This window comes from Photobacterium arenosum (genome assembly GCF_014841115.1).
Lineage (GTDB): Bacteria > Pseudomonadota > Gammaproteobacteria > Enterobacterales > Vibrionaceae > Photobacterium > Photobacterium arenosum.
Genome location: NZ_JACYTP010000001.1, coordinates 472,037 through 493,511, shown reverse-complemented (window position 1 = coordinate 493,511; position 21,475 = coordinate 472,037). Strand labels below are relative to the sequence as shown.

21 protein-coding genes are annotated in these 21,475 nt (G+C 49.3%); 14 read left to right on the top strand and 7 right to left on the bottom strand.

The window, feature by feature from the left end:
• The first annotated feature begins 47 nt into the window (after positions 1 to 47).
• The 6 genes from IFO68_RS02330 (at position 48) to IFO68_RS02305 (ending at position 4,890) form a co-directional block, all read left to right on the top strand.
• On the top strand, positions 48 to 836 hold the full coding sequence (locus IFO68_RS02330; protein WP_192014276.1) for a bestrophin-like domain: 789 nt from the start codon (positions 48 to 50) through the stop codon (positions 834 to 836).
• A gap of 628 nt (positions 837 to 1,464) precedes the next feature.
• Positions 1,465 to 1,839 carry a nuclear transport factor 2 family protein gene (locus IFO68_RS02325; RefSeq protein WP_192014274.1) on the top strand — a complete coding sequence of 125 codons (375 nt, stop codon included), beginning with the start codon at positions 1,465 to 1,467 and terminating at the stop codon, positions 1,837 to 1,839.
• A gap of 113 nt (positions 1,840 to 1,952) precedes the next feature.
• Entirely contained in the window at positions 1,953 to 2,690 is a 738-nt protein-coding gene (locus IFO68_RS02320) for an SDR family NAD(P)-dependent oxidoreductase (protein WP_192014272.1), read from the top strand.
• Positions 2,691 to 2,804: 114 nt separating this feature from the next.
• Positions 2,805 to 3,293 carry a GNAT family N-acetyltransferase gene (locus tag IFO68_RS02315; RefSeq protein WP_192014270.1) on the top strand — a complete coding sequence of 163 codons (489 nt, stop codon included), beginning with the start codon at positions 2,805 to 2,807 and terminating at the stop codon, positions 3,291 to 3,293.
• Positions 3,294 to 3,515: 222 nt separating this feature from the next.
• Complete coding sequence (locus IFO68_RS02310; RefSeq protein ID WP_192014549.1) at positions 3,516 to 3,947, top strand: acetyltransferase; 432 nt, start codon at positions 3,516 to 3,518, stop codon at positions 3,945 to 3,947.
• A 331-nt stretch (positions 3,948 to 4,278) separates the two neighbouring features.
• A complete protein-coding gene (locus tag IFO68_RS02305) occupies positions 4,279 to 4,890 on the top strand; it encodes an FMN-dependent NADH-azoreductase (protein WP_192014268.1) in 612 nt (203 codons plus the stop codon).
• Positions 4,891 to 5,188: 298 nt separating this feature from the next.
• Here IFO68_RS02305 and IFO68_RS02300 read toward each other — a convergent pair whose 3' ends face one another.
• Entirely contained in the window at positions 5,189 to 6,082 is an 894-nt protein-coding gene (locus IFO68_RS02300) for a LysR family transcriptional regulator (RefSeq protein ID WP_192014266.1), read from the bottom strand.
• A gap of 114 nt (positions 6,083 to 6,196) precedes the next feature.
• Here IFO68_RS02300 and IFO68_RS02295 point away from each other — a divergent pair, with 114 nt between their 5' ends.
• Entirely contained in the window at positions 6,197 to 7,438 is a 1,242-nt protein-coding gene (locus IFO68_RS02295) for an MFS transporter (RefSeq protein ID WP_192014264.1), read from the top strand.
• A 395-nt stretch (positions 7,439 to 7,833) separates the two neighbouring features.
• A complete protein-coding gene (locus IFO68_RS02290; protein ID WP_192014262.1) occupies positions 7,834 to 8,424 on the top strand; it encodes a helix-turn-helix domain-containing protein in 591 nt (196 codons plus the stop codon).
• 325 nt (positions 8,425 to 8,749) lie between these two features.
• Here the strand turns inward: IFO68_RS02290 and IFO68_RS02285 are convergent, their stop codons facing one another.
• A complete protein-coding gene (locus IFO68_RS02285; protein ID WP_192014260.1) occupies positions 8,750 to 10,012 on the bottom strand; it encodes an MFS transporter in 1,263 nt (420 codons plus the stop codon).
• Positions 10,013 to 10,138: 126 nt separating this feature from the next.
• On the opposite strand from IFO68_RS02285, the gene IFO68_RS02280 reads away from it, so the two are divergent.
• Positions 10,139 to 10,912 carry a helix-turn-helix domain-containing protein gene (locus tag IFO68_RS02280; protein ID WP_192014259.1) on the top strand — a complete coding sequence of 258 codons (774 nt, stop codon included), beginning with the start codon at positions 10,139 to 10,141 and terminating at the stop codon, positions 10,910 to 10,912.
• A 30-nt stretch (positions 10,913 to 10,942) separates the two neighbouring features.
• Here IFO68_RS02280 and IFO68_RS02275 read toward each other — a convergent pair whose 3' ends face one another.
• Positions 10,943 to 11,845 carry a LysR family transcriptional regulator gene (locus tag IFO68_RS02275; protein WP_192014257.1) on the bottom strand — a complete coding sequence of 301 codons (903 nt, stop codon included), beginning with the start codon at positions 11,843 to 11,845 and terminating at the stop codon, positions 10,943 to 10,945.
• 142 nt (positions 11,846 to 11,987) lie between these two features.
• On the opposite strand from IFO68_RS02275, the gene IFO68_RS02270 reads away from it, so the two are divergent.
• The 3 genes from IFO68_RS02270 to IFO68_RS02260 all read left to right on the top strand — a co-directional run bounded on the left by IFO68_RS02270 (position 11,988) and on the right by IFO68_RS02260 (position 14,682).
• On the top strand, positions 11,988 to 13,136 hold the full coding sequence (locus IFO68_RS02270) for an S-(hydroxymethyl)glutathione dehydrogenase/class III alcohol dehydrogenase (protein WP_192014255.1): 1,149 nt from the start codon (positions 11,988 to 11,990) through the stop codon (positions 13,134 to 13,136).
• A gap of 75 nt (positions 13,137 to 13,211) precedes the next feature.
• Positions 13,212 to 14,060: an S-formylglutathione hydrolase gene (gene fghA, locus IFO68_RS02265; protein WP_192014253.1), complete on the top strand. Its 849-nt coding sequence runs from the start codon at positions 13,212 to 13,214 to the stop codon at positions 14,058 to 14,060.
• Positions 14,061 to 14,208: 148 nt separating this feature from the next.
• Positions 14,209 to 14,682, top strand: a complete 474-nt coding sequence (locus IFO68_RS02260; protein WP_192014251.1) for an NYN domain-containing protein — start codon at positions 14,209 to 14,211, stop codon at positions 14,680 to 14,682.
• Positions 14,683 to 14,767: 85 nt separating this feature from the next.
• On the opposite strand, the gene IFO68_RS02255 is transcribed toward IFO68_RS02260, so the two are convergent.
• The 4 genes from IFO68_RS02255 to IFO68_RS02240 form a co-directional block, all read right to left on the bottom strand.
• A complete protein-coding gene (locus IFO68_RS02255; protein ID WP_225445004.1) occupies positions 14,768 to 16,783 on the bottom strand; it encodes an acetoacetate--CoA ligase in 2,016 nt (671 codons plus the stop codon).
• A gap of 72 nt (positions 16,784 to 16,855) precedes the next feature.
• The gene (gene maiA, locus IFO68_RS02250; RefSeq protein ID WP_192014249.1) at positions 16,856 to 17,494 is read right to left on the bottom strand and encodes a maleylacetoacetate isomerase; all 639 of its coding nucleotides are present in this window, start codon (positions 17,492 to 17,494) and stop codon (positions 16,856 to 16,858) included.
• A 12-nt stretch (positions 17,495 to 17,506) separates the two neighbouring features.
• Positions 17,507 to 18,529 (bottom strand): fumarylacetoacetate hydrolase family protein, encoded by a 1,023-nt coding sequence (locus tag IFO68_RS02245; protein WP_192014247.1) that lies wholly within the window; start codon positions 18,527 to 18,529, stop codon positions 17,507 to 17,509.
• A gap of 54 nt (positions 18,530 to 18,583) precedes the next feature.
• Entirely contained in the window at positions 18,584 to 19,714 is a 1,131-nt protein-coding gene (locus IFO68_RS02240) for a homogentisate 1,2-dioxygenase (protein WP_192014245.1), read from the bottom strand.
• Between the two features lie 516 nt (positions 19,715 to 20,230).
• Between IFO68_RS02240 and phhA the strand changes: the two genes are divergently transcribed.
• Both phhA and IFO68_RS02230 read left to right on the top strand, forming a co-directional pair.
• Positions 20,231 to 21,043: a phenylalanine 4-monooxygenase gene (gene phhA / locus IFO68_RS02235; protein WP_192014547.1), complete on the top strand. Its 813-nt coding sequence runs from the start codon at positions 20,231 to 20,233 to the stop codon at positions 21,041 to 21,043.
• Positions 21,036 to 21,377, top strand: a complete 342-nt coding sequence (locus IFO68_RS02230) for a 4a-hydroxytetrahydrobiopterin dehydratase (protein WP_027254207.1) — start codon at positions 21,036 to 21,038, stop codon at positions 21,375 to 21,377. Before phhA ends, IFO68_RS02230 begins: the two co-directional genes overlap by 8 nt.
• Positions 21,378 to 21,475: the final 98 nt, after the last annotated feature.

Here is a 21,475-nt window from a genome sequence, read left to right as displayed (position 1 = left end):
GTTGCCCCGGCTGCGGTATTCAGTCGCACCCGCGTCAGGAGTGGCCCATGAATGGCGAGCTGTTTGAATCCCTGCCGATCACTCTGATCTTTGTCGGCATTGCTTTGCTGATGTTGCTGTTCTGCGAAATTGGCTTTCAGTTTGGCCGTCATGCTTTTGCCCGGAAAGATAAGGAAGTTCCCGGTCCGCTTGGGTCTATGGTTGGAGGGCTGCTTGGGATGCTGGCGTTCGTGCTCGCGTTTACGTTTTCCATTGCCTCCTCTCAGCACGAAATTCGACGCAACAATGTGCTTGAGGAAGCCAATGTGATCGGCACTGCCTATCTTCGGGCTGATCTGTTGGATGAGTCATCTGAAAGTATTGTGAAAGATTTGCTCAAATCTTATGTCGAGATTCGACTCGCAGCGGCCAGCGGAAGTGATATCAATGAAGCATTGAGAGAATCACTCGCAATCCATCGCCAGCTTTGGGATGCAGTTTCAACTGCTGCCATTGCAAATCCAAGCCCATTGAGTTCGCTGATGGTTCAGGCGACCAATGATCTGATCGATATGCATGAAAAAAGAGTAACAGGGGCATTGCGAAGCCGGATTCCTGCCAGTATCTGGGTAGCGCTGGCGGCCATTACAGCGCTTGCGATGATTGCGCTGGGCACGCAAGTGGGTTACTCCGGTAAGCGACGGTTGATTGCGGTGATCCCGTTACTGCTTGCTTTCGCGGTCCTCGTCACGCTGGTGGTTGATCTCAACCGGCCTCAAAATGGCCTGATTAAGGTGAGTCAGCAGTCGATGGTTGATCTTCAGAGCGGTATGGGAGGTAACAAGAGCGGTAATTAATGTCTGGTAAGGTGATTGTGTTGTCATATTCTGGCTGATCCAATACGCCGATGTTTCGTGTTTTCTTTCTTATTCTATTCACTGCCTTTTCTGTCGGCAGCCAGCCAGTTGAAAGAGTGCAAATATTGAATCGCGTTGGTATGTCGCGCTTTGTTTTGGAGAGAGTCTCACCATTTTCGGATGCGCGCCAGATACTCTTTGCCGGCACAAATGTATCCAGAAATGCCTTTGGGTTCTCTGGTGTTGTCCGGGTCGGTTGTAGGCGCTCCCGGCGCCGACAACCTAAAATTCGTCCTGAATTTTTCCCTGATTTGGGGGATTACTTTAATTAATATTCAATAGTCTGGTATTAACGAGACAGAGATTGTCTGTTTCAGTGAATTACTCACTGAAAATATTCTATTATGTGCACATGGTGTGCGGACATGATCAGTCTGGCAGCGGCGTGAACCGGCATGTTGCTCAATACACACTTACAGCTAAAGCTTATGCATTCTGGAACTTGATTAAGGGACGGGTAGATATGCCGAATGAGTTCGAATTAACAGGCTCGGCGCATCATCGTCTTCACTACAAAGCCACGCGTGCTGGCTGTGTGATACAAAGAAATGAATAGGACGTAGTTCGTATGGAAAGTGACATAGTTCAGGAAATTTTTGCTGTTGAGGAAAAACTAAAGGCTTCAATGCTCAGCTCAGATACTGTTGCATTAACCGATTTGCTATCAGATGCCCTGATATTCATTAATCACTTTGGCCAACGGGTATCAAAGCAAGATGATATCGCCTTGCACCGTTCTGGTTTGTTAAGCATTGAATCAATCGAATTACGTGATTTTCAGGTAGTACCACAAGGAAATATCGCTTTGGTTCATGTAAACGCAGACATTAAAGGGAAATATGATGGTGCTAAGGCCAATGGTGTTTTTGCTTTCTCTCGCGTTTGGCTAAAGCAAAACAACAAGTGGCAGCTCATTTCAGCGCAGTCGACCGTTATCTCGTAACAGTTAAAGATTAGAGTCGCGCAGTTGACTGTTTTCAGCTGGCTTTACGAGTGTGTAGCAACGCCTGATAAGGTGTTAGCCGTTAATCGAAATATATGAAAAGGAATTCAAAAATGAAAATTGCTTTAGTAACAGGAGGTACAAAGGGAATTGGGCTTCAGACCGTCAGGCGACTGGTCGAGTCAGAGTATAAGGTGATTACATGTTCTCGTTCACAAGAAACCTGGGCAACTGTACTCGAAATATTTCCTGAGTTGAGCGTTGTTGATCATCAACAATCAGATATATCCGTTGAGTCCGATCTTGAAAATTTGTTCCGTCATATCAGTGCTGAGTACGGCGTATTGGATGTTGCGGTGAATAATGCATCACCCGCTCTTTCCTCAAGAGGAAATTTCCATGAAGTTGATACCTCATTGTTAAGAGAAACGCTGTCGGTAGATTTCTGGTCGCAGGCTTTGTGTTTAAAGCACGAAATCAGTCTGATGAATACGGGAGCTTCTATTGTCAATGTCAGCTCAGTAAATGGATTGAGACCAACGCCGAATGCTTCAATGTACAGTGCAGCCAAACACGCACTTGAAGGGCTAACTCGTTCATTGGCTTTGGAAAATATAAGCTCAGGCATTCGTATTAATGCCGTTGCTCCCGGTGTAACATGGACGCCTCGTTGGGAGGAGCGGCAGATTGATGCTCCCAATATCCGGGCAGATGTGTCCAACGTTGTGCCGATTCAGCGTTTTGCCAATACTGACGAAATCGTCAATGCTATCGAATTTTTATTATCTGAGAAAGCCAGCTACATTGTGGGGCATACGCTGGTCGTAGATGGTGGGTTATCGTTGACATAAGCGGTTAACAGATAATGATAAGTGTCGCGCAGCCGACTGCTTTTATCTGGCTTTACGAGTGTGTGGCAAAGCAGATGAGACGGTGGTGTCATTCTTTAGGCGAAATGGTGACTAATGAGTAATCTTCAGTACGTGTCTCTTGATGAAATAGAATCAGACAAGTTCATTCCCATACTCAATAAAGCGAGTACCAGAAAGCACCTCATTACCCATGATGAGTTTGATTCCGATCTTGCAGAAAAGTGGATTTGCGACAAGATCGAAATTGATGATCTTGAAGGTTGTATAGTAAGAGCCATCATCGTCGATGACGAGCTAGTCGGTTGGTGTGGAATTCAATTATCAGAGCTTGGGCATGAGATAGCTATAGTCGTTGATGACCGCAGTTGGGGCATAGGGAAAATGGTTTTTAGATCGCTAATCTCATGGGCTCATGATTTTGGCCATGAAGTCGTTTATATCCACTTATTGCACACTCGCCCTGAATATGAGTTCTTACGTAAAATATCCCAAAGCGTGTTCCCAACGGAAATGATAGGCGATAGGTTCACAACCTATGAGCTCAACGTAGCGGAGTGCCTGACAGGTAAGAAGCAGAATTAATCTAACAGAGTGCGACATTCCGAGAATGAAAAATCCAGACATCCAGTAGTGCGTTCTCTGGTGGATTTACGATTGAAGCTATCGGTTTTTTATCGGTTTTGGTGGGGCTAAGTTAAAGCTCCTGCTATTGATGATTGGTTGGTTGATTGATTGATTGGTTTTTCGGCCCTGTGGGATCAGATGTCGCTTATTTTAGCGTGAAATGTGTAACTGGGTTTAATGATGAAAATAGAGATCGTAGAAAAAGCAGATCACCTTAGTTTGATAGACATCTGGGAGGCGTCAGTGAGAGCAACCCATGATTTTTTGTTGGAGGAAGATCTGCAGGAGTTAAAACCGTTAATTCTGGATCAATACTTTGATGCTGTTGATTTAAAGTGCGCTAGAAATGGCAAGGGTGAAATACTGGGGTTCTGCGGTGTGTATGATGGCAATATTGAAATGTTGTTCATCTCACCTGATGTACGCGGAAAAGGCATTGGTGCTTTGTTAGTGGCCCATGCAATCAAAGTGCAGGGAGCTTCGAAGGTTGACGTGAATGAACAAAATAAGCAGGCACTGGGTTTTTACCTGCATATGGGTTTTTCAATAACGGGGCGTTCATCAGTGGACGGGCAGGGCAAGCCTTATCCGCTGTTGCATTTGGCGTTGTAAAAATTTACCAAGGCCAGATACGGAGACGGCTTTTCGTTCCGGTTATGTAGTGAAAAGAGAACCGCTTGTGTCGCTCTCTTTTTTCACTGATGTAGTCTTGAGTCATGTTCTAGGAGCAGTGAGCTGGCCGTAAGAAAAGTATACGCTGATTTAGTCTACAGCGTCGATTGATGTGCCCCATACCCTAAACATCCGAATCGGTGGATGTCGGAAATATTCAATAATTACCTTCATGAATAGCTTATCTTGTTATCCGAATAAAGTGCAGTCAGCACAAAAGTATGTGTGAACAACAACTACAGTTGAGTTCTGAATTGCAAAGGATAAGTACATGAATTTACTACACATTAAAGTAAGCCCAAATATTGACGGTTCGGCGTCGAGAAAAGTTTCCGACTATCTCGTCGACAGGCTGAAAAAGAAATACCCAGGTATAGATGAAAAAATTATTGACCTGTCTCAAGAACCTTTGCCGCATCTGGATGCTTGTACAGTTGAAGCATTCTTAACAAAACCAGATGAACGGAAAGAGAGACAAACAAAAGCCGTAGAACTTTCGGATCGAATGATTGATAACTTGTTCGAAAGTGATTTGATAGTCATATCGTCACCGATCTGGAATTTGGGATTGCCATCAGTATTGAAAGCTTGGTTTGATCATATCACTCGGGCAGGGCGGACCTTCAAGTTTACAGACGCAGCGGGCAGTAAGGTGGGGTTGGTTCCAAATAAAACGGTATATATCGTAGTGGCAAGCGGAAGCATCTTTTCATATGGACCGCTTGTCAGCCATGATCAGTTTACACCTTATATAAAATATGCGTTTCAATATATTGGTATTACAGATTTGAAATTCGTTCGAATAGATGGCACGCACGATCCGCTTACCAGTGAATGCGCTGTCCCTAAAGCGATCTCCTTAGTTGATAATATGAATATTTAGATAGGTGATACTTTATGCTAACAAAGAGTAAATTATTTTTAATCGTTCCTGATCTTGTAAATAACGCCAAGCTGTGAGTGTTGCATAGGCGAAAATACCCATAGAGCCGCGGCTCAGGTATCAAATTGCTCTTAGGATCTCTCAGCTGAACAAGTGTAAATAAAAATCTCCCTACGCCACTTCAGCCCGATACTCAGCGAAAAAAGATTACGATTTTCAGGGCCACAATGTGGTGATGGCGTATAAATACCGCTTTGATCTGAATGAGGTTTGGGCGGCGTGGTGATGGTGCTCAGATTCAGAGCTCATGACTGATGTCGACGATTGTTTTTCTCAGCCAGCCGTGGGCCTGATCGGCATTCATTCTGGGGTGCCAGAGCATGGATATTGGAATCGGCGGCACGGTGAATGGCAGTTGAAAACAATGCATCCCCTGCCGGAAGCTTTGTGTGTGCTTGGCGGGGACAGTGGCAACTAAGGCGGTGGCGCTGGCTAACGTGACGGCACTGGTGTAACTGCTGACGGAGGCACGGATGTTGAGCCGTTGTCCGGATTCGTTCAACAGGGTTTCGAGGTGGCTTTTGTCTGCGTCCATTCTGGTCACGCCAATATGGTCGGCGCTGAAGTATTGCTCAGCGGTTACCTGACGCTGGCTGAGGGGGTGTTGTGCGGCCACCACACCGATGAAGTGATCTTCAAATAATCGTCGTACTCTGAGTTCCGGATGGGTGGTTTCCCTTAGTTTTCCGATTTCAATATCTATGCTGCCATCCCGCAGCCCCGCGCCTTGTGGTGAAGACTGGCTGATGAAACGAACACGGCTCCGTGGTGCTTCTTCTGTCATGCGTTTCACCAGCGCCCCACCCAGACTTTCCACAAATCCATCGCTGGCGAACAGCGTAAACGTTCGCGCCAGACTGGCAATGTTGACGGGCACAGCAGGGGTCAGAATGGCTCTGACATCCATGGTCAGCTGGCTGACCTGCGCCTGAATTTCCAGCGCTCTGGGAGAAGGGACCAGATGACGTCCGGCCCGGACTAACACCGGATCGTCCATGGTGATGCGCAATCGTGCCAGCGTTCTGCTCATTGCAGACTGACTTAAATTCATCCGTTTTGCTGCGCGGGCAACGTTGCGTTCCTCTAACAGGACATTCAGGGCCGGAATCAGATTCAAGTCGATCGCTTTCATTTGTCTACCTATAGCGTTCTATGCATTCAATGAGTGTAAATGATGCGTCTTCCGCAAAACAAGGTCAGATTTTAAGATGGCTTTTATCTCGGGTCTCAAATTGGAGTGTTCTTCATGAAAGCGGAAATTTCACAGGCAGAAAAGGCAGAGAATCTGTCGATGACAAACTGGTTCTCACTGCTGGGGTTAGCCGTTGCTGTGCTACTTTCTTCGTTAAATATCAGTATCGTCAATGTGGCTTTGCCCAGGCTGGCCAGCAGTTTTTCAGTGCCAATGTCTGAGGTGCAATGGCTGGTTGTGGTTTATCTGCTGGCGATGACATGCTTTATGCCAATTGCCGGCATATGGGGTGATCGCTTTGGCCGGAAGCGACTGTTTCTTTTTGGTATCGGCCTCTTTTTCTGCGGTCTCATTGCCTGCATTGTGTCGGAAAGCCTGACACAGCTGATCGCGGCGCGTTTGGTCCAGGGGATTGGGGCCGCGATATTTATCAGCCTGGCGATGACCTTTGTTAGTGACTTTATTCCTGCAACCAAAACCGGGACCGCGATGGGGATTTTAGGCACAACCTCTGCAATCGGGACGGCACTCGGGCCGGTCTTGGGCGGCTATTTGATCTCGCATTTTGACTGGCATGCGCTGTTCTATGTCAGCGTGCCATTTTGTATTTTTGCTTTGTTGTTACTGGCCCGGCAGTTACCAGACAATGCGCCTGTGCCCTTCAAATTGGTGAAGTCAGGACGTTTTCTGGCTCAGTTCTCTGAAAATCCGGCATTGGCAGGCAGCCTGACTGCGAATGTCTGCGTTTCGGCCATCATTATGTCAACCATGGTTGTGAGCCCGTTTTACTTCACTGATGGCCTGCAGCTTTCACCAGCGCAAATTGGCGCTATTTTGTCGGTCGGACCGATTGTTTCTGCTCTTACTGGTGCTCCCGCTGGAAAGCTCACGGATCATCTGGGGTCAGGAACTGTGGTTCGTGTCAGCCTCTGGATTATGCTTTTGGGCTGCCTCCTGATTTCCGCCAGCGCATTCTGGACTTCTGTCCCTGTCTATCTATTTGCTTTAATTCTGGTTACCGCTGGCTATGCCATGTTTCAGGCCGCCAATAATACGGCTGTAATGACAGAAGTTAAGGAAGGGCAAAAAGGAGTGACGTCAGCATTGCTTCATTTTTCCCGGAATCTCGGCCTGATGGCTGGGGCTTCGGTCATGGGATGGCTCTACCTTTTTACATCAACTTTTTTTCCGGCAACTCAGAATCAACCTGCCACTGCTTTTGGGGTTACGTTTCTGATTTCGGCTATTTTGGTCGGGCTGGCTCAGGTTATGGTTTCTTTGAGAAAGGGGCGGTGATTTATTTTGATTTCTACATTCGAGGGATGCGATGTTATTTATCGTAATTCCTCAGTGGGTCTATAATCGCTGCACAAAAAAACTTCGAAACAACCAATAATGGTATTTCTCAGACTTACAATAAAACCACATTACCTGCGTGAAAAGATTGCAATTCGAATCTCCTTGGTTATTTAGAGAGGCATTTGAAGCATGAATTTGAGGCCCAATCCTCACACAATCCAGGGTTCGGTGTATCAAGCAGGCATTGTCCAGTGCGTAAAGCAAGCTGCGGCTGAGTGCGGCGTTAGCAGCTTGTCACACCCTTGACGTATTATTGGCATTAAACTGTCGTATATGAAATTTTGAGTTATTATACGCTGTGGCCTCAAAATGAGATGTTGGATGGATGTGTGATGAAGGTTAATACTAAAAAAATATTAAATGAACGTAAATCAAGGGCATGGAGTCAACAACATTTAGCTGATGTAAGTGCTTTAAGTTTAAGAACAATTCAACGAGTTGAGAAAGAAGGTACAGGTTCACCTGAAACAGTGAAGGCATTAGCGGCTTGTTTTGAATTAGACGCCAATGAACTACTTGTACACGAAGAGACCAAGAGAAATTCATTCGAGATAAATATCAAAACGAAACTGGCTGCAATGTGGTCTTTAATTATTGTCATTTTTGTCAGTGGTATATTGTTTATTGTGCAGCCTACAATGGCTTTTGATATAGAAATTAGTGCTGATCATATAGAAAGCTCTGATGAAAATAACTATCAACTATATAGCGGTAATGTAGAAATATTTGTGCCGGAAGGGATCACTTTTGAAGTCGAATCTGATGAACTTTGGGGGACAGACACAGCTTCGGTTGTAACGGGTAGTGTGAAGGTAGAACTAGATGAGACGACATTAGTAGTAGGTGATGGTGTGATCATCAAAGTCGATAAAGGGATAAAAATTACTACAGATCACGCTGAACTGCACCCTATGCCACTATGATAGAAAACTGCTAACAAACGTTCAAAGCTTCAATTTTTTAATTTTATCTGAAAGATTTGACACAAGAGTTTCAAATCGTGTCTGTCCAATAATGAACCAGAACCCCAAATGTTTAAAATTCGAGGGGAAAATTCAGAACGAATTTTCAGGTTGTCGGCGCCGGAAGTGCCGACAACCGACCCGGATCACGCCAAAGAACAAAAACGGGGCGGACCATACATTGTGCCAGCAAAACGTATCCGGCGAGCATTCGAAAAATGCTGAATTTGCCACTGAACTCAAGCGCGACATACCCGCACAATGTTTAGACATGTACTCGCTGTCCCTATGCCACTTCAGTCGCCAGTTTCTCTGGCATGAAGAGAAACAGCGCAGAAGACGCGACAAGCAGCAGACCACCAAGGGTCCAACTGGCAGAAATGCCGTAATGCTCTGAAATCATTCCGAAAAACAGCGATGCGAGCACGCCGCCACAAGTGATCATAAAAGAGCTGATGGACAACATGGTTGATCGGACACGCGTTTCTGTCTGTTCATGTAGCAAGACGCGCTCAGAATTATTACCAGCAGTGAAGAGGAAGAAGAACACCAGGTAACACAAAGCAAAGCTAATGGGCTGCGAGGTATTGGCCAGGGCAATGAACGCGATGCCCGCGGCGACACGGGTCGAGAACATCAGGGTTTTGTGTGATCCTTTCAGAATTTTGAGTAATCGGACAGACAAAATTGACGAACCGGCAGACATCAGAAAGTAAAGGGCAGAGAGGCATCCGAAAAAGGTGACCCCATAATCTGTGCCATGGATGAGTTCTGACAGATAAGGTTGCCAGTAGTTTTCAATCCCGCTCAAGACCATGCCAAACACCAGCGTGGTCTGCATCAGCCGGCGAAGCACCGCATGGCGGAAAGCGGTTTTGATGGCTTGCAAACTTGTCTGGAAAGCATCGGTTTGATGCTGATCTGCGGGTGAAGGCACAGGTTGATCCTCTTCAAGAATCAGTGCCAGCGTGATCACTATCAGAACCAGACTGGCGATGGCAACCAATACGATATTCAGATCATACATATTTAACCCTGAGAACCTTGATGGCGGCGGGAATGAGCGAGATGCAAAGTCGGGCAGCCAGCCACCGATCAGGGAGCCAGCCGCCAGTCCGAGCGTGACGAACACATGAATGGTTGCAATCGCGGAATGAAAAGATTGCTGGCCGGGTTGGCGCCGGAAGCTGTCGTAAAACCAAGCGTCAAGCGTACCGGAATAGACGGCTTTTGCTGTTCCCAGCAGCATGGCTGCAATCAGAATGAAGGGCAGGCCGTCTGCAAAGTACAGCACGATGCAGCCCAGAATGTTGACCAGCAGCGAGATAAGGTAAGTCTTCCTGCGCCCGTAGGTATCTGCGACGCCGCCCAGAGGGATTTCAAGCAGGGCGGTGCTGCCAATCCAGACCGCCATGACGATCCCGATATCCATCAGGCTGAGTCCTCTCGACTGGAAAATCAGTATCAGTACCGGAATCATGATGCCCACAATCGTCCAGTGGAGGCATTGTTGAATCCCGAATCGGCGTGTCAGTCCTTTTTTGCTCATGCTGATGTTCTCTGTGATGCTGAATGTTCGCAAAGAATCTCATATTGATTCATTGTTTCAATGTAATCTCATGAAGGGTCGTATTATGATGCTTTGAGTGTCGGGATGTGATTCGGAGAACACCAAATGGATGACAGGTTGTCGCAAGAAGTGTGCGCTTTGCTGAAAAAGGAGCTCAGGAAAAGGAAAATATCCTATCAGCACTTAGCAGATGCATTGGAAATTTCTGAAGTGAGTGTGAAGCGACTGCTGAATCACGCGCAGCCCCTGTCGATGCAGCGGCTGATTCGTATCAGTCGTTTGCTGAACTTCCCATTGTCGAAGTTGCTTGAAGAAGCAGAAAAAAATATCTACACCATTCCCGTTTTCACGCCTGCGCAGGATCAGGCCTTTTATGAATGTCCGGCGTTATTTACTTTCTGGTCTGAGTTAACTGAACACCGGACAGTGAGTGAGATTGCTGAACGCTATGGCCTGAATGAGCCCTCAATTCATCTGTATCTGAGAAAACTGGAATCCATTCAGCTGATTGAGATCAAAGCGAACCGAACCTGTCAGTTATTAGTCCCGAGCCACACGTCTTTTGAAAAAGGGGCCCGGTTTCCTATCTATTTCACCCGAACGGTGCTGAACCGCCTTCAGGCGCGGGTGATTGATCTCCCTGCTGAAGACAATCAGGCCTTTCTGATGACGTTAAAAGCAGAGCTGACGCACGATGAGTTTTTGGAAGTCATGCATAAGTTAGACGATTGGATGTTCAATAAGCTGCGCGAAAGTCAGGATGTCAGGGCCCGGGAAGGTCTGAAAGTTGCCCCTTATACCTTTGGCTTTATGGCGGCTAAGGGAGCTTTTCATGACAAGCTGCCAGACATTCCCAACCTGACCGATGCAGTTCAATGATACTGTTGTCAGGCGCAGTGCAATCCGACTTCAGTGTTGTGAAAGGCTATCGGGTGATGAGCCTTTACTCAAGCCCTTCACCAGAAAATCCACCAACAGCCTTACTTTCGGTGACAGCCGGACGCTGGACGGAAACAATGCCCAGATGCCTTCTTTGTCATCGCGGTACTGGGCCAGCACTTCAATCAGCTCGCCGGATTCCAGATCCTGCTGGATGTAATAATCGGGCAACTGGATTAAGCCCAGCCCCCGTTTCGCGGCATCACGCAGGGCAAAGCCGCTGTTGCACTTGAGCCGGCCTGAAATACGCAGTGCTCTGGATTGTTGTTTGTCTTTGAAGCGCCAGACATCCACTGAGCCAACTAAACACTGGTGTTTACTCAGCTCCGACAGAGTATGGGGTTCGCCGTGCCTGTCGAGGTAATCGCGGCTGGCACAGACGTAAGATTGCCGGGTCGACAGCCTGCGGGCCAGCAGCGTGGAATCTTCCAGCCGCCCTAAGCGTATGGCCAGATCAACGCCGGATTCAATGAGATCGAGTTTCTGGTTGGTAAGCACCAACTCGACGTCGACCTGCGGGTATTGTTCTAAAAACTGATTGATCAGGGGCGCGAGGTGTAGCTCGCCGTAGGTGACGGGGGCGGTTACGCGCACCAAGCCTTTTGGAGTGGTTTGCATCTGCGTGACAGCCAGCTCTGCCTGTTCCAGTCCGTCCACCAAATGTTTGCATTGCTGAAAATACAGCATTCCGGCTTCCGTCAGCGTCACTTTACGTGTGGTGCGGTTGAGCAGTTTGACGGCGAGCCGATCTTCCAACGCCGCGACGCGGCGGCTGACCTGAGCCACCGAGGTGGACAGTTCTCTGGCGGCCAGTGTGAAACTGCTCGATTCTGCCACGGCGACGAATTCACTGACGCCTTCCCAGTTTGCCATGGTGTATTCCGTGCTTGATTCCAAAGTGTTGATTATTACACAACCGTAAAAATGATTTGCCAGAATCGGTAATTATTTCTGGGATGTTCAGAGATATACTGAATGAAAGCTGTGTATCTCATTCAACAATAAGGAAGATTTCATGACGCTGGAACTGAAACCCGGTCAAACCTCAATCAAATCAAAAGCGGCTGTCGCCTGGGCTGCGGGTGAACCGCTGAAAATGGAAGAAGTCGACGTCCAGTTACCGAAAGCCGGTGAAGTGCTGGTTCGCATTGTGGCGACAGGTGTTTGCCACACGGATGCCTTTACGTTATCAGGTGATGATCCGGAAGGGATTTTCCCGGCGATTCTGGGCCACGAAGGCGGTGGTATTGTTGAAATGGTGGGTGAAGGCGTGACCAGCGTCGCCGTGGGTGATCATGTGATCCCGCTGTACACTGCTGAGTGCGGTGAGTGTAAATTTTGTACCTCGGGCAAAACCAACCTGTGTCAGGCCGTGCGTGAAACCCAGGGCAAAGGTCTGATGCCGGACGGCACCACGCGTTTCTCTATCAATGGGGAGCCGGTTTATCACTATATGGGTTGCTCCACGTTCTCGGAATACACTGTGCTGCCCGAGATTTCTCTGGCGAAAGTGAACAAAGCGGCACCGCTGGAAGAAGTGTGCCTGCTGGGCTGTGGTGTGACCACAGGTATGGGCGCTGTGCTCAATACGGCGAAAGTCAAAGCAGGCGATACGGTTGCAATTTTCGGTCTGGGTGGCATTGGCTTATCGGCCATTATCGGTGCGCGCATGGCCGGCGCCAGCCGTATTATCGGCATTGATATCAATGAAAGTAAGTTCGGGCTGGCACAGCAACTGGGTGCGACGGATGTGATCAACCCGCAGCATTTTGACAAACCGATTCAGGAAGTGATTGTTGAAATGACAGACGGCGGCGTGGATTTCTCGTTCGAGTGTATCGGTAACGTGAATGTGATGCGTCAGGCGCTGGAATGCTGCCACAAGGGCTGGGGCGAATCGGTGATCATTGGTGTGGCTGGTGCCGGACAGGAAATCTCTACCCGTCCGTTCCAGCTGGTGACTGGCCGGGTCTGGCGCGGTTCTGCCTTTGGTGGTGTGAAAGGTCGCTCGCAATTGCCGGGCATTGTTGAACAGTATCTGGCGGGTGAATTTGGCCTGCAGGAGTTCATCACCCATACCATGGGACTGGATGAAATCAATGAGGCGTTTGACCTGATGCATGAAGGCAAGAGTATTCGCAGTGTCGTCCATATGGATAAATAATTGCTGTTGCTACTCTAAGTTAACGATCACACCGCACGGCAAGGTGCGGTGATACCAATACGGAGAGATTCACCTATGAGCCTCGACAATCTCAGTCAGAACAAAGTGTTTGGCGGTTGGCATAAGCAATATACTCACAGATCATCGTCGCTGAATTGCCAGATGCGTTTTGCTGTGTACCTGCCATCGTCGGCCAGTGCATCCAATAAGGTGCCGGCACTGTACTGGTTATCCGGCCTGACCTGCAGCGATGAAAACTTTATGCACAAAGCAGGAGCGTTCCGTGTAGCGGAAGCATTAGGCATTGCCCTGATTGCACCGGACACCAGCCCGCGCGGTGACGATGTGGCGGATGATGATAACTATGATTTGGGTAAAGGCGCGGGTTTTTATCTGAATGCGACTCAGGCGCCATGGGACAAGCATTACCGGATGTACGATTACATAGTGGAGGAGTTGCCTGAGCTCATTGAGGCCCATTTTCCCGTATCTAGCCTGAAGTCGATATCGGGTCACAGTATGGGGGGGCATGGCGCCCTGACTATAGGGCTGAAAAATGCCGATAAGTACTGTTCGATATCGGCGTTCAGTCCAATCAGCCATCCTATGGTGTGCCCCTGGGGGCAAAAAGCCTTTCAGGCGTATCTGGGCAACAATAAAGAAGACTGGCGTCAGTATGATGCCTGTGAGCTGTTACGTCAGGGACAGGCTTCGCTGCCTATGCTGGTTGATCAGGGCGATGCAGACAACTTCCTGGCAGAGCAGCTGCACCCTGAGGCGTTACAAGCCGCCGCCGCATTGCATGATTCCGCGCTGGAACTGCGCATGCAGCCCGGTTATGACCACAGTTACTACTTCATTGCCAGCTTCATTGAAGATCATCTGCGCTTTCATGCCCGTTATCTGCTGACCGGCCGCAACTAAGGCCTGATGACAGCGCGAGCCACTGCTGGGTACGTTTTCAGCGTACCCTGATCAGGCGGTTTGCTATGCCTTGACTTCCTTACAAGGTAGTATTGCCCAAACGCTGCTGATTCAGGCAGCGAACTTTCATTAATCAGGACGTAACTGAATGGAAAAAGTGGCCATATTTGTGGATGTGCAAAACGTATATTACACATCCCGGCAGAGTTATCAGCGAAACTTTGACTACAACGCCTTCTGGGCCAAAGTGACCAAAGACCGGGAAGTGGTTGCCGCGTTCGCGTATGCCATTGACCGTGGTGATCGTAAGCAGCAAGAGTTTCAGAACATCCTGCGGGCCATTGGTTTTGAGGTTAAACTGAAGCCTTTTATTCAGCGCTCTGACGGCTCGGCAAAAGGTGATTGGGACGTTGGCATCACCATTGATGCACTGGAGCTCACGGGCATGGCCGATGTGGTGGTGCTGGTATCCGGTGATGGCGATTTTGATCTGTTGCTGAATAAACTGCGAGTTGATAAAGGTAAGCAGGTTGAGCTGTTTGGTGTGCCTGACTTGACGGCAGCCTCTTTGATTAACGAAGCCAGTACATTCGTTCCCATTGATGATGCGTTGCTACTTTAGTAAACCAGGTTCACTGGTTGATGATAAAAAAACACGCCCGGTTTACAGGCGTGTTTTTTGTTTCCAGAGTGATGTTCAGGGGTGATCACAGCATCAGCTCTGGACGATTTTTGTACTGTTCCAGCGCCTCCGGGTTGGCCAGCGCGCCGACGTTTTTCACCGGCTGCTGATGCACCACATTACGCACCGCCAGTTCAACCAGCTTGCCTGATTTAGTGCGCGGAATGTCGGTGACAGCCAGAATCACCGCCGGGACATGACGTGGCGAGCAATGCTCTTTGATGCGCTGACGAATCCGGGCCTGCAGCGTGTCGTCGAGCTGTTGTCCTTCGGCAAGCTGAACAAAGAGCACTACACGGACGTCATTCTGCCAGTTTTGTCCGATCACAATGGAGTCGGTAATCTCGTCCATCGGATTGACCTGACGGTAGATTTCCGCTGTCCCGATGCGCACACCGCCCGGATTGAGCACCGCATCGGACCGGCCAAAGAAGACTAAGCCGCCGTGACGGGTCAGCTGAACAAAATCACCGTGGTGCCAGGTGTTGGCATAAACCTCCCAGTACGCACTGTGGTAGCGTTTACCCGCTTCGTCGTTCCAGAATCCGACAGGCTGATGCGGAAAGCTGTTACAGCACACCAGTTCGCCCTGAGCGTCAATCACCGGCTTTCCGTTGTCATCATAAACCTGTACATCCATGCCTAATGCACGACCCTGGCATTCTCCGCGGTACACAGGGCTGAGAGGGTTACCAATCGCAAAGCAGCCACAAATGTCAGTACCACCGGCAATAGAGGCTAACTGCAAGTCAGATTTGACAGCACGATACACATAGTCGAACTGTTCCGGCGCTAACACAGAGCCGGTAGAGCATAGGGTTCGCAGGCCAGACAGCCGATGGGTCTGGTTAGGCTGGTAGCCTTTTTTCTCAAGTGCTTCGAGATATTTGGCTGAAGTGCCAAACAGGGTAACGCCTTCCTGATCGGCCATATCCCACAGCACATTACCGTCCGGATAGAAAGGAGAACCTTCGTAGAGCACCAGGGTCGCACCAGCCGCCAGCCCGCTGGCCATCCAGTTCCACATCATCCAGCCACAGGTGGTGAAATAGAACAGGCGATCCCCTTTATTGACATTGCTGTGCAGCATGTGTTCTTTCAGATGATTCAGCAAAATGCCACCGACACTGTGAACAATACACTTGGGCTTTCCCGTGGTGCCGGAAGAATAGAGTATGTAAAGCGGATGATTAAACTCAACCTGTTCATACAGGATTGCCGCTGGCTGACACGTGGCTAGCACGTCATCCCAGTATTGATAGCGTTCAGTTAACGGCTCTGCAGCAGGCGGCGGCATGTCAGTAAATGGAATCAGCACCACTTTCTCTACGCTGTGCAGTTCTGTCAGCATGGCATTGACTTTGTCGATGCAGCTGTGACTTTTACCATTGTAAAAATAGCCATCGGCCGCGAACAAGAGTTTCGGGCATGTCTGGCCGAAGCGCTCAACCACGCTATCTACCCCAAAGTCCGGCGAGGTAGAAGTCCAGATCGCCCCAATTGCGCTGGTGGCGAGCATGGCTATCAGCGTTTGTGGCAGGTTAGGCAGATAACCGGCCACGACATCACCTTGTGAGATGCCTTGCTGGCGCAGATACTGGCTGAGTTGGGAGACCTGATCGTACAAGTTCTGCCAGCTTAGCTGCTGGCGTTGTTCTGCCTGTCCTTCACAATGAAACACAATAGCCGCTGTTTCCGGTGCCTGTTTGGCGTAGGCCAGCAGGTTTTCAGCAAAATTCAGGCGGGCATCCGGGAACCAGAGGGTGTCTTTAGCCGGCTCTGTGCTGCCTGGGGGGCAGTCTGTCACTCTGCTGCCTTTGTCACCAATGACGCCGCAGAAGTCCCACAGACGATCCCAGAACTGTTCACTGTGCGTGACAGACCAATGGTGAAGCTGCTGATAGTCGTGAAAAAGGGTGTCTTCCTGCTCGCTCAGATTCACCATGAACTGGTACAGCAAGCTGTCATGAATACTGTCTTTGGTCGGCTGCCAGAGAATTGGCGCTTGATCTTCTTCCAGATGATGGTCTTGCATGCTCATCGTTATCGTCCTTATCGTGATGGCTTACGTCTTTATCGCAGACCTGGCGTCCTGCATGCCGCCTTGATGCTTTTATTGTGGCGTATTATCCGGGTGAGCCTGCTCAAAAGGAGCCAGTTTTTGGCAGGCAGCATCGATTCTGACCAGCGTCGGGTAGGGGGACAAGTCAAGCTCGAACCGGCGCGCATTATAAAGCTGAGGCACCAGACAAATATCGGCCAGCGAGGGCGTGTCGCCACAACAGAAGGTACTGGGCTGGTGAGTTTGTCTTGCCGCTACTCTGGCTTCCAGCGCAGACAAGCCCTGGTGCAGCCAATGGTGATACCAGGTTAGCTTATCTTCCTGGCTCACACCCAAGTCCTGCGTTAAATAGTTGAGGATGCGCAAGTTGTTAACCGGGTGAATATCACACGCGATACTCAGTGCCAGTTCGCGGCATTGTGCTTTTTGCCACGGATCGCGGGGCAGAAGAGCAGGCTCAGGATGGGTGTCTTCCAGCCATTCTATAATGGCCAGTGATTGGCTGAGCTGGCCAGTCTCCGTATCCAGTGTCGGCACCAGCTGAGACGGATTGATGGCCTGATAAGCCGGTGATTGTTGCGCTTTATCCACCAGAGACACCGGGTGGCTGGTATAGCTCAACCCTTTCAGGTTGAGCGCAATACGCACCCGGTAGGCGGCGGATGAGCGGAAATAGTCATAAAGCGTCATCCGGCCTCCTGGTTAAACTGGCTGGTGGTGGTTCAGATCGGCAGGATCGTACTGATGCTGGTATTTCACCACTGTCTGTTCAATCGCGCCAAAGATGGAGTCACCGTTGTCGTCAAACATTTCAATTTTGACTTTGTCGCCAAACTTCATGAAAGGCGTAACGGCTTGTCCCTGATCGATAATTTCCAGCATACGGCGTTCGGCCAGACAGCAGGATCCGCTGGAGCGATCAACGTTAGAAACAGTCCCGGAACCGATAATGGTGCCCGCGCAGATATGACGGGATTTCGCCACGTGTTGCACCAGCTCTGCGAAGTTGAAGGTCATGTCCACACCAGCATTGGGTTCACCGAACAGCTCATCATTCAGGTGTACGCTCAGACGCTGATGCACTTTGTAGTCATGCCAGCTTTCGCCCAGTTCATCCGGTGTGACAGCCACAGGAGAGAAGGCCGAAGCCGGTTTGGACTGAAAGAAACCAAAGCCTTTGCTCAGCTCCGCGGGGATCAGATTGCGCAGCGACACATCATTGACCAGCATCAGCAATTTGATGTGGCCGTGTACTTCTTCAGTGCGTGTTCCCATTGGTACATCATTGGTGATAACCGCAATCTCACCTTCAAAATCGATTCCCCAGCTTTCATCGGCCATTTCAATGTCCTGACGCGGGCCAAGAAAACCATCTGACATGCCCTGATACATCAGGGGATCGGTCCAGAAGCTTTCCGGCATTTCTGCGCCGCGTGCCTTGCGGACTAATTCCACATGGTTGACATAGGCACTGCCGTCCGCCCATTGAAAAGCCCGTGGCAGCGGAGAGGCACAATGTGCCGGGTTAAACGGGAAGACATCATTGGCAATGCCGTCATTCAAATTGCGATACAGATGTTGCAGATCCGCTTCGACCTGATCCCAGTTATCCAGAGCAAATTGCAGCGTCGGCGCGATGTCGTGTGCATGTACGGCTTGAGTGAGATCACGTGAAACGATAATCAGTTGTCCGTCACGGCCTTGGTTTAAAGAAGCTAATTTCACGTTTTACTCCTTACTTTACAATGTAAATCTAATGCTTGTTTTTTCGCCTGTTGATCACTTACGGTTGATCCAGGAATAGACATAATCTTTGTTTTCAACGCCTTCCGGCAGATCCGCGACTTCCAGCGGATATCGGGTGTCGATCATCACCGCCACTTCATCGGTTTCTTTTTTCGGCTGCGACTGGCTGGCCGCCAGAGCCTTCGGGTGCGGGCCGTGCGAGAAGCCGCAGGGGTGGTGGGTGATCATGCCGGCTTCAATGTTGTCGCGGCTGAAAAAGTTACCCTTGTGGTAGAACAGCACTTCATCGTAGTCGTCATTGTTATGATAGAAAGGTACTTTCAATGCGCCCGGATCAGACTCGATCGGACGAGGCACGAAAGTACAGATGACGAAACCATTCGCGACGAATGTGGTATGTGCTGACGGCGGCAGGTGATAGCGATGGCTCATCAGCGGGCGAATATCACGCCAGTTCAGTTTGAAGACGGTCAGATTCCCTTTCCAGCCTTGCGCATCAAGAGGGTTGTACGGGTAGGTGATGGTATTCATCTGATCGCGGGCTTTGAGCCTGACCTGCCAGCGCTGATCATTATTTTGCTGTGCGAGAAAGGCGTCATCAATGCGTGCGTATTCCAGTACCGCCGGGTCATACACGGCATGCTGGCCTGCCAGACCGCGATCCGGCATCTGGTATCCGCCGTTGGTCGCTTCAATCAACAGCATCGAGACAGGTTCGTCGACCTCTATGCGCCAGCTGGTGGCGCGGGGAATGGTGATATAGTCACCTTCTGTGAAGGTCAGGTGGCCATAATCACAATACAGTTGGCCGCTGCCCTGATGAATGAAAAGCACTTCATCGCCATCACCATTACGGACCAGATGGTTCATGCTTTGGGTGGTATTCCAGACTCTGAGTTTCAACTGGTTGTTGAACAGTACCAAAGAGGCATCCCAGGGCGATTCACCCGGCTGCTCAAGGCGGGTCGTGTCTATGGCGCGGGGGCGCAAGGGGCCGTCCCACTCTACCCAGCCTGTAGGCGGATTGCTGTGATACATGTGGCTTGCAGGGCCAAAGAAGCCTTCTTTACCGCATTCACGTTCATACGTACCTTCCGGCAAGTCGCAGTGGGCCTGACGTGAGGCTTTACCTTCTATAATCGGAAATTGAAACCAGTGACGCATCTTTGGGTCCTCATTGACGATGACAGCCTGCGTTTGTCTGCAGCGACAAACCCACTGTCCCTATCCTTGTGTGCCAGACGCCCTGAAAACTCTGATGGCCGAGTATCGGCATATCTGGCTTAACATAGTGTTAACCTTCTGCTTTAACTCTGGTTGAGAGCGACTTAACAAGCAACCCCTCAAGCAATATTCACTTTTGCAAAGTGTGCGGTTTTTTTTACATAACTGTATGTTCTTATTGATGGTCTAAGTCGGTGCTCTGCTTCGTTTTTTCAATCTGGCCTGACAGGAGCTGAGCAATCAGGGGTATGTAAAATTATTGTTACACTGTATGGGTTGTGCGATTCCACTCAGGTGGTTCCATTGCGATCCCTAAAACGCCTACCCTTAAACGAGAAGGGACAGCTCCAGACTTATCTGTTGTTTATTCGCAGCTCGCCAATGGTTGAGCCGGAGAAACAGACCGTTGAGCTGATGATTGCCAAGGCAAGGCAGAGAGACATAGAAGGTTGTTTTATGGGCAAAGCGACAAAGTATGTATCGAAACAGCCGGATGAAAACGGCTTCATTCACTGGTCTGACGATGAGCACCAAATCTGGCACGATTTGGTGACAAGACAGCTTAGCTGTATAAAAGGCCGGGCCTGTGACGAATATATTCAAGGGCTGGAACTGCTGAATCTGCCTGCTGATCGTGTACCGCAACTGGCGGAAGTGAATAAGGTGCTGATGAAAAGCACAGGCTGGCAGTGTGTTGAAGTGCCGGCGCTGATTAATTTTGACCGCTTCTTCAAGCTGCTGGCAAATAAACAGTTTCCAGTGGCCACATTCCTGCGTAGTCGTGAAGAATTTGATTACCTGCAGGAACCTGACTTTTTCCATGAAGTGTTCGGTCACTGCGCCATGTTGACTAATCCGGCCTTTGCAGAATTTACTCATACCTATGGTCGTTTAGGCTTTGCTGCTTCCAAGGAAGAGCGGGTCTATCTTGCGCGTTTGTACTGGTTTACGGTCGAATTTGGTCTGATGCGCCAGCACGGTGAGCGCCGGATTTACGGTGGCGGTATTCTGTCTTCACCGGGCGAAACCGAATATGCGATGACCAGCGATAAGCCGATTTACAAAGTGTTTGATCCTGTTGATGTGTTACGCACACCGTATCGTATTGACATCATGCAACCGATTTATTTTGAGATTGATGGTATACAGCAACTGTTTGAGCTGGCACATCAAGACATCATGAGTATGGTTCATCAGGCCCAGTCTTTGGGTTTGCATGCACCTTTGTACCCGCCGAAGAACAAGGAGCAAGTTGGGGAATATGTCTGATTTAACTGAATTGAAGTGTGAAGCCTGTCAAATTGACGCCCCTATGGTGACAGACCATGAAATGGTTGAGCTGACGAAAGCGATTCCAGAGTGGGAGGTGCTCAATGTTGAGGGTATCAAACAACTGGAAAGGGCGTATAAGTTTAAGAATTTTAAGCTGGCCTGGGCGTTTGCCAATCAGGTGGCAGAGATGGCTGAAGAAGAATTCCATCACCCAACCATTACACTTGAGTGGGGTAAAGTGACGGTAAACTGGTGGAGTCACTCAATTAAAGGGCTGCATAAAAACGACTTTATCTGTGCCGCGAAAACAGATCGTCTGTTTGAAAATTAAACACCTTATTGATTCGCAAAACACGTCAGTGAGTAATGAATAAGCGCTAAGCGCCGGATTGCCGGCGCTTTTTTTGTTTTATGCTACAGGTTGTACGG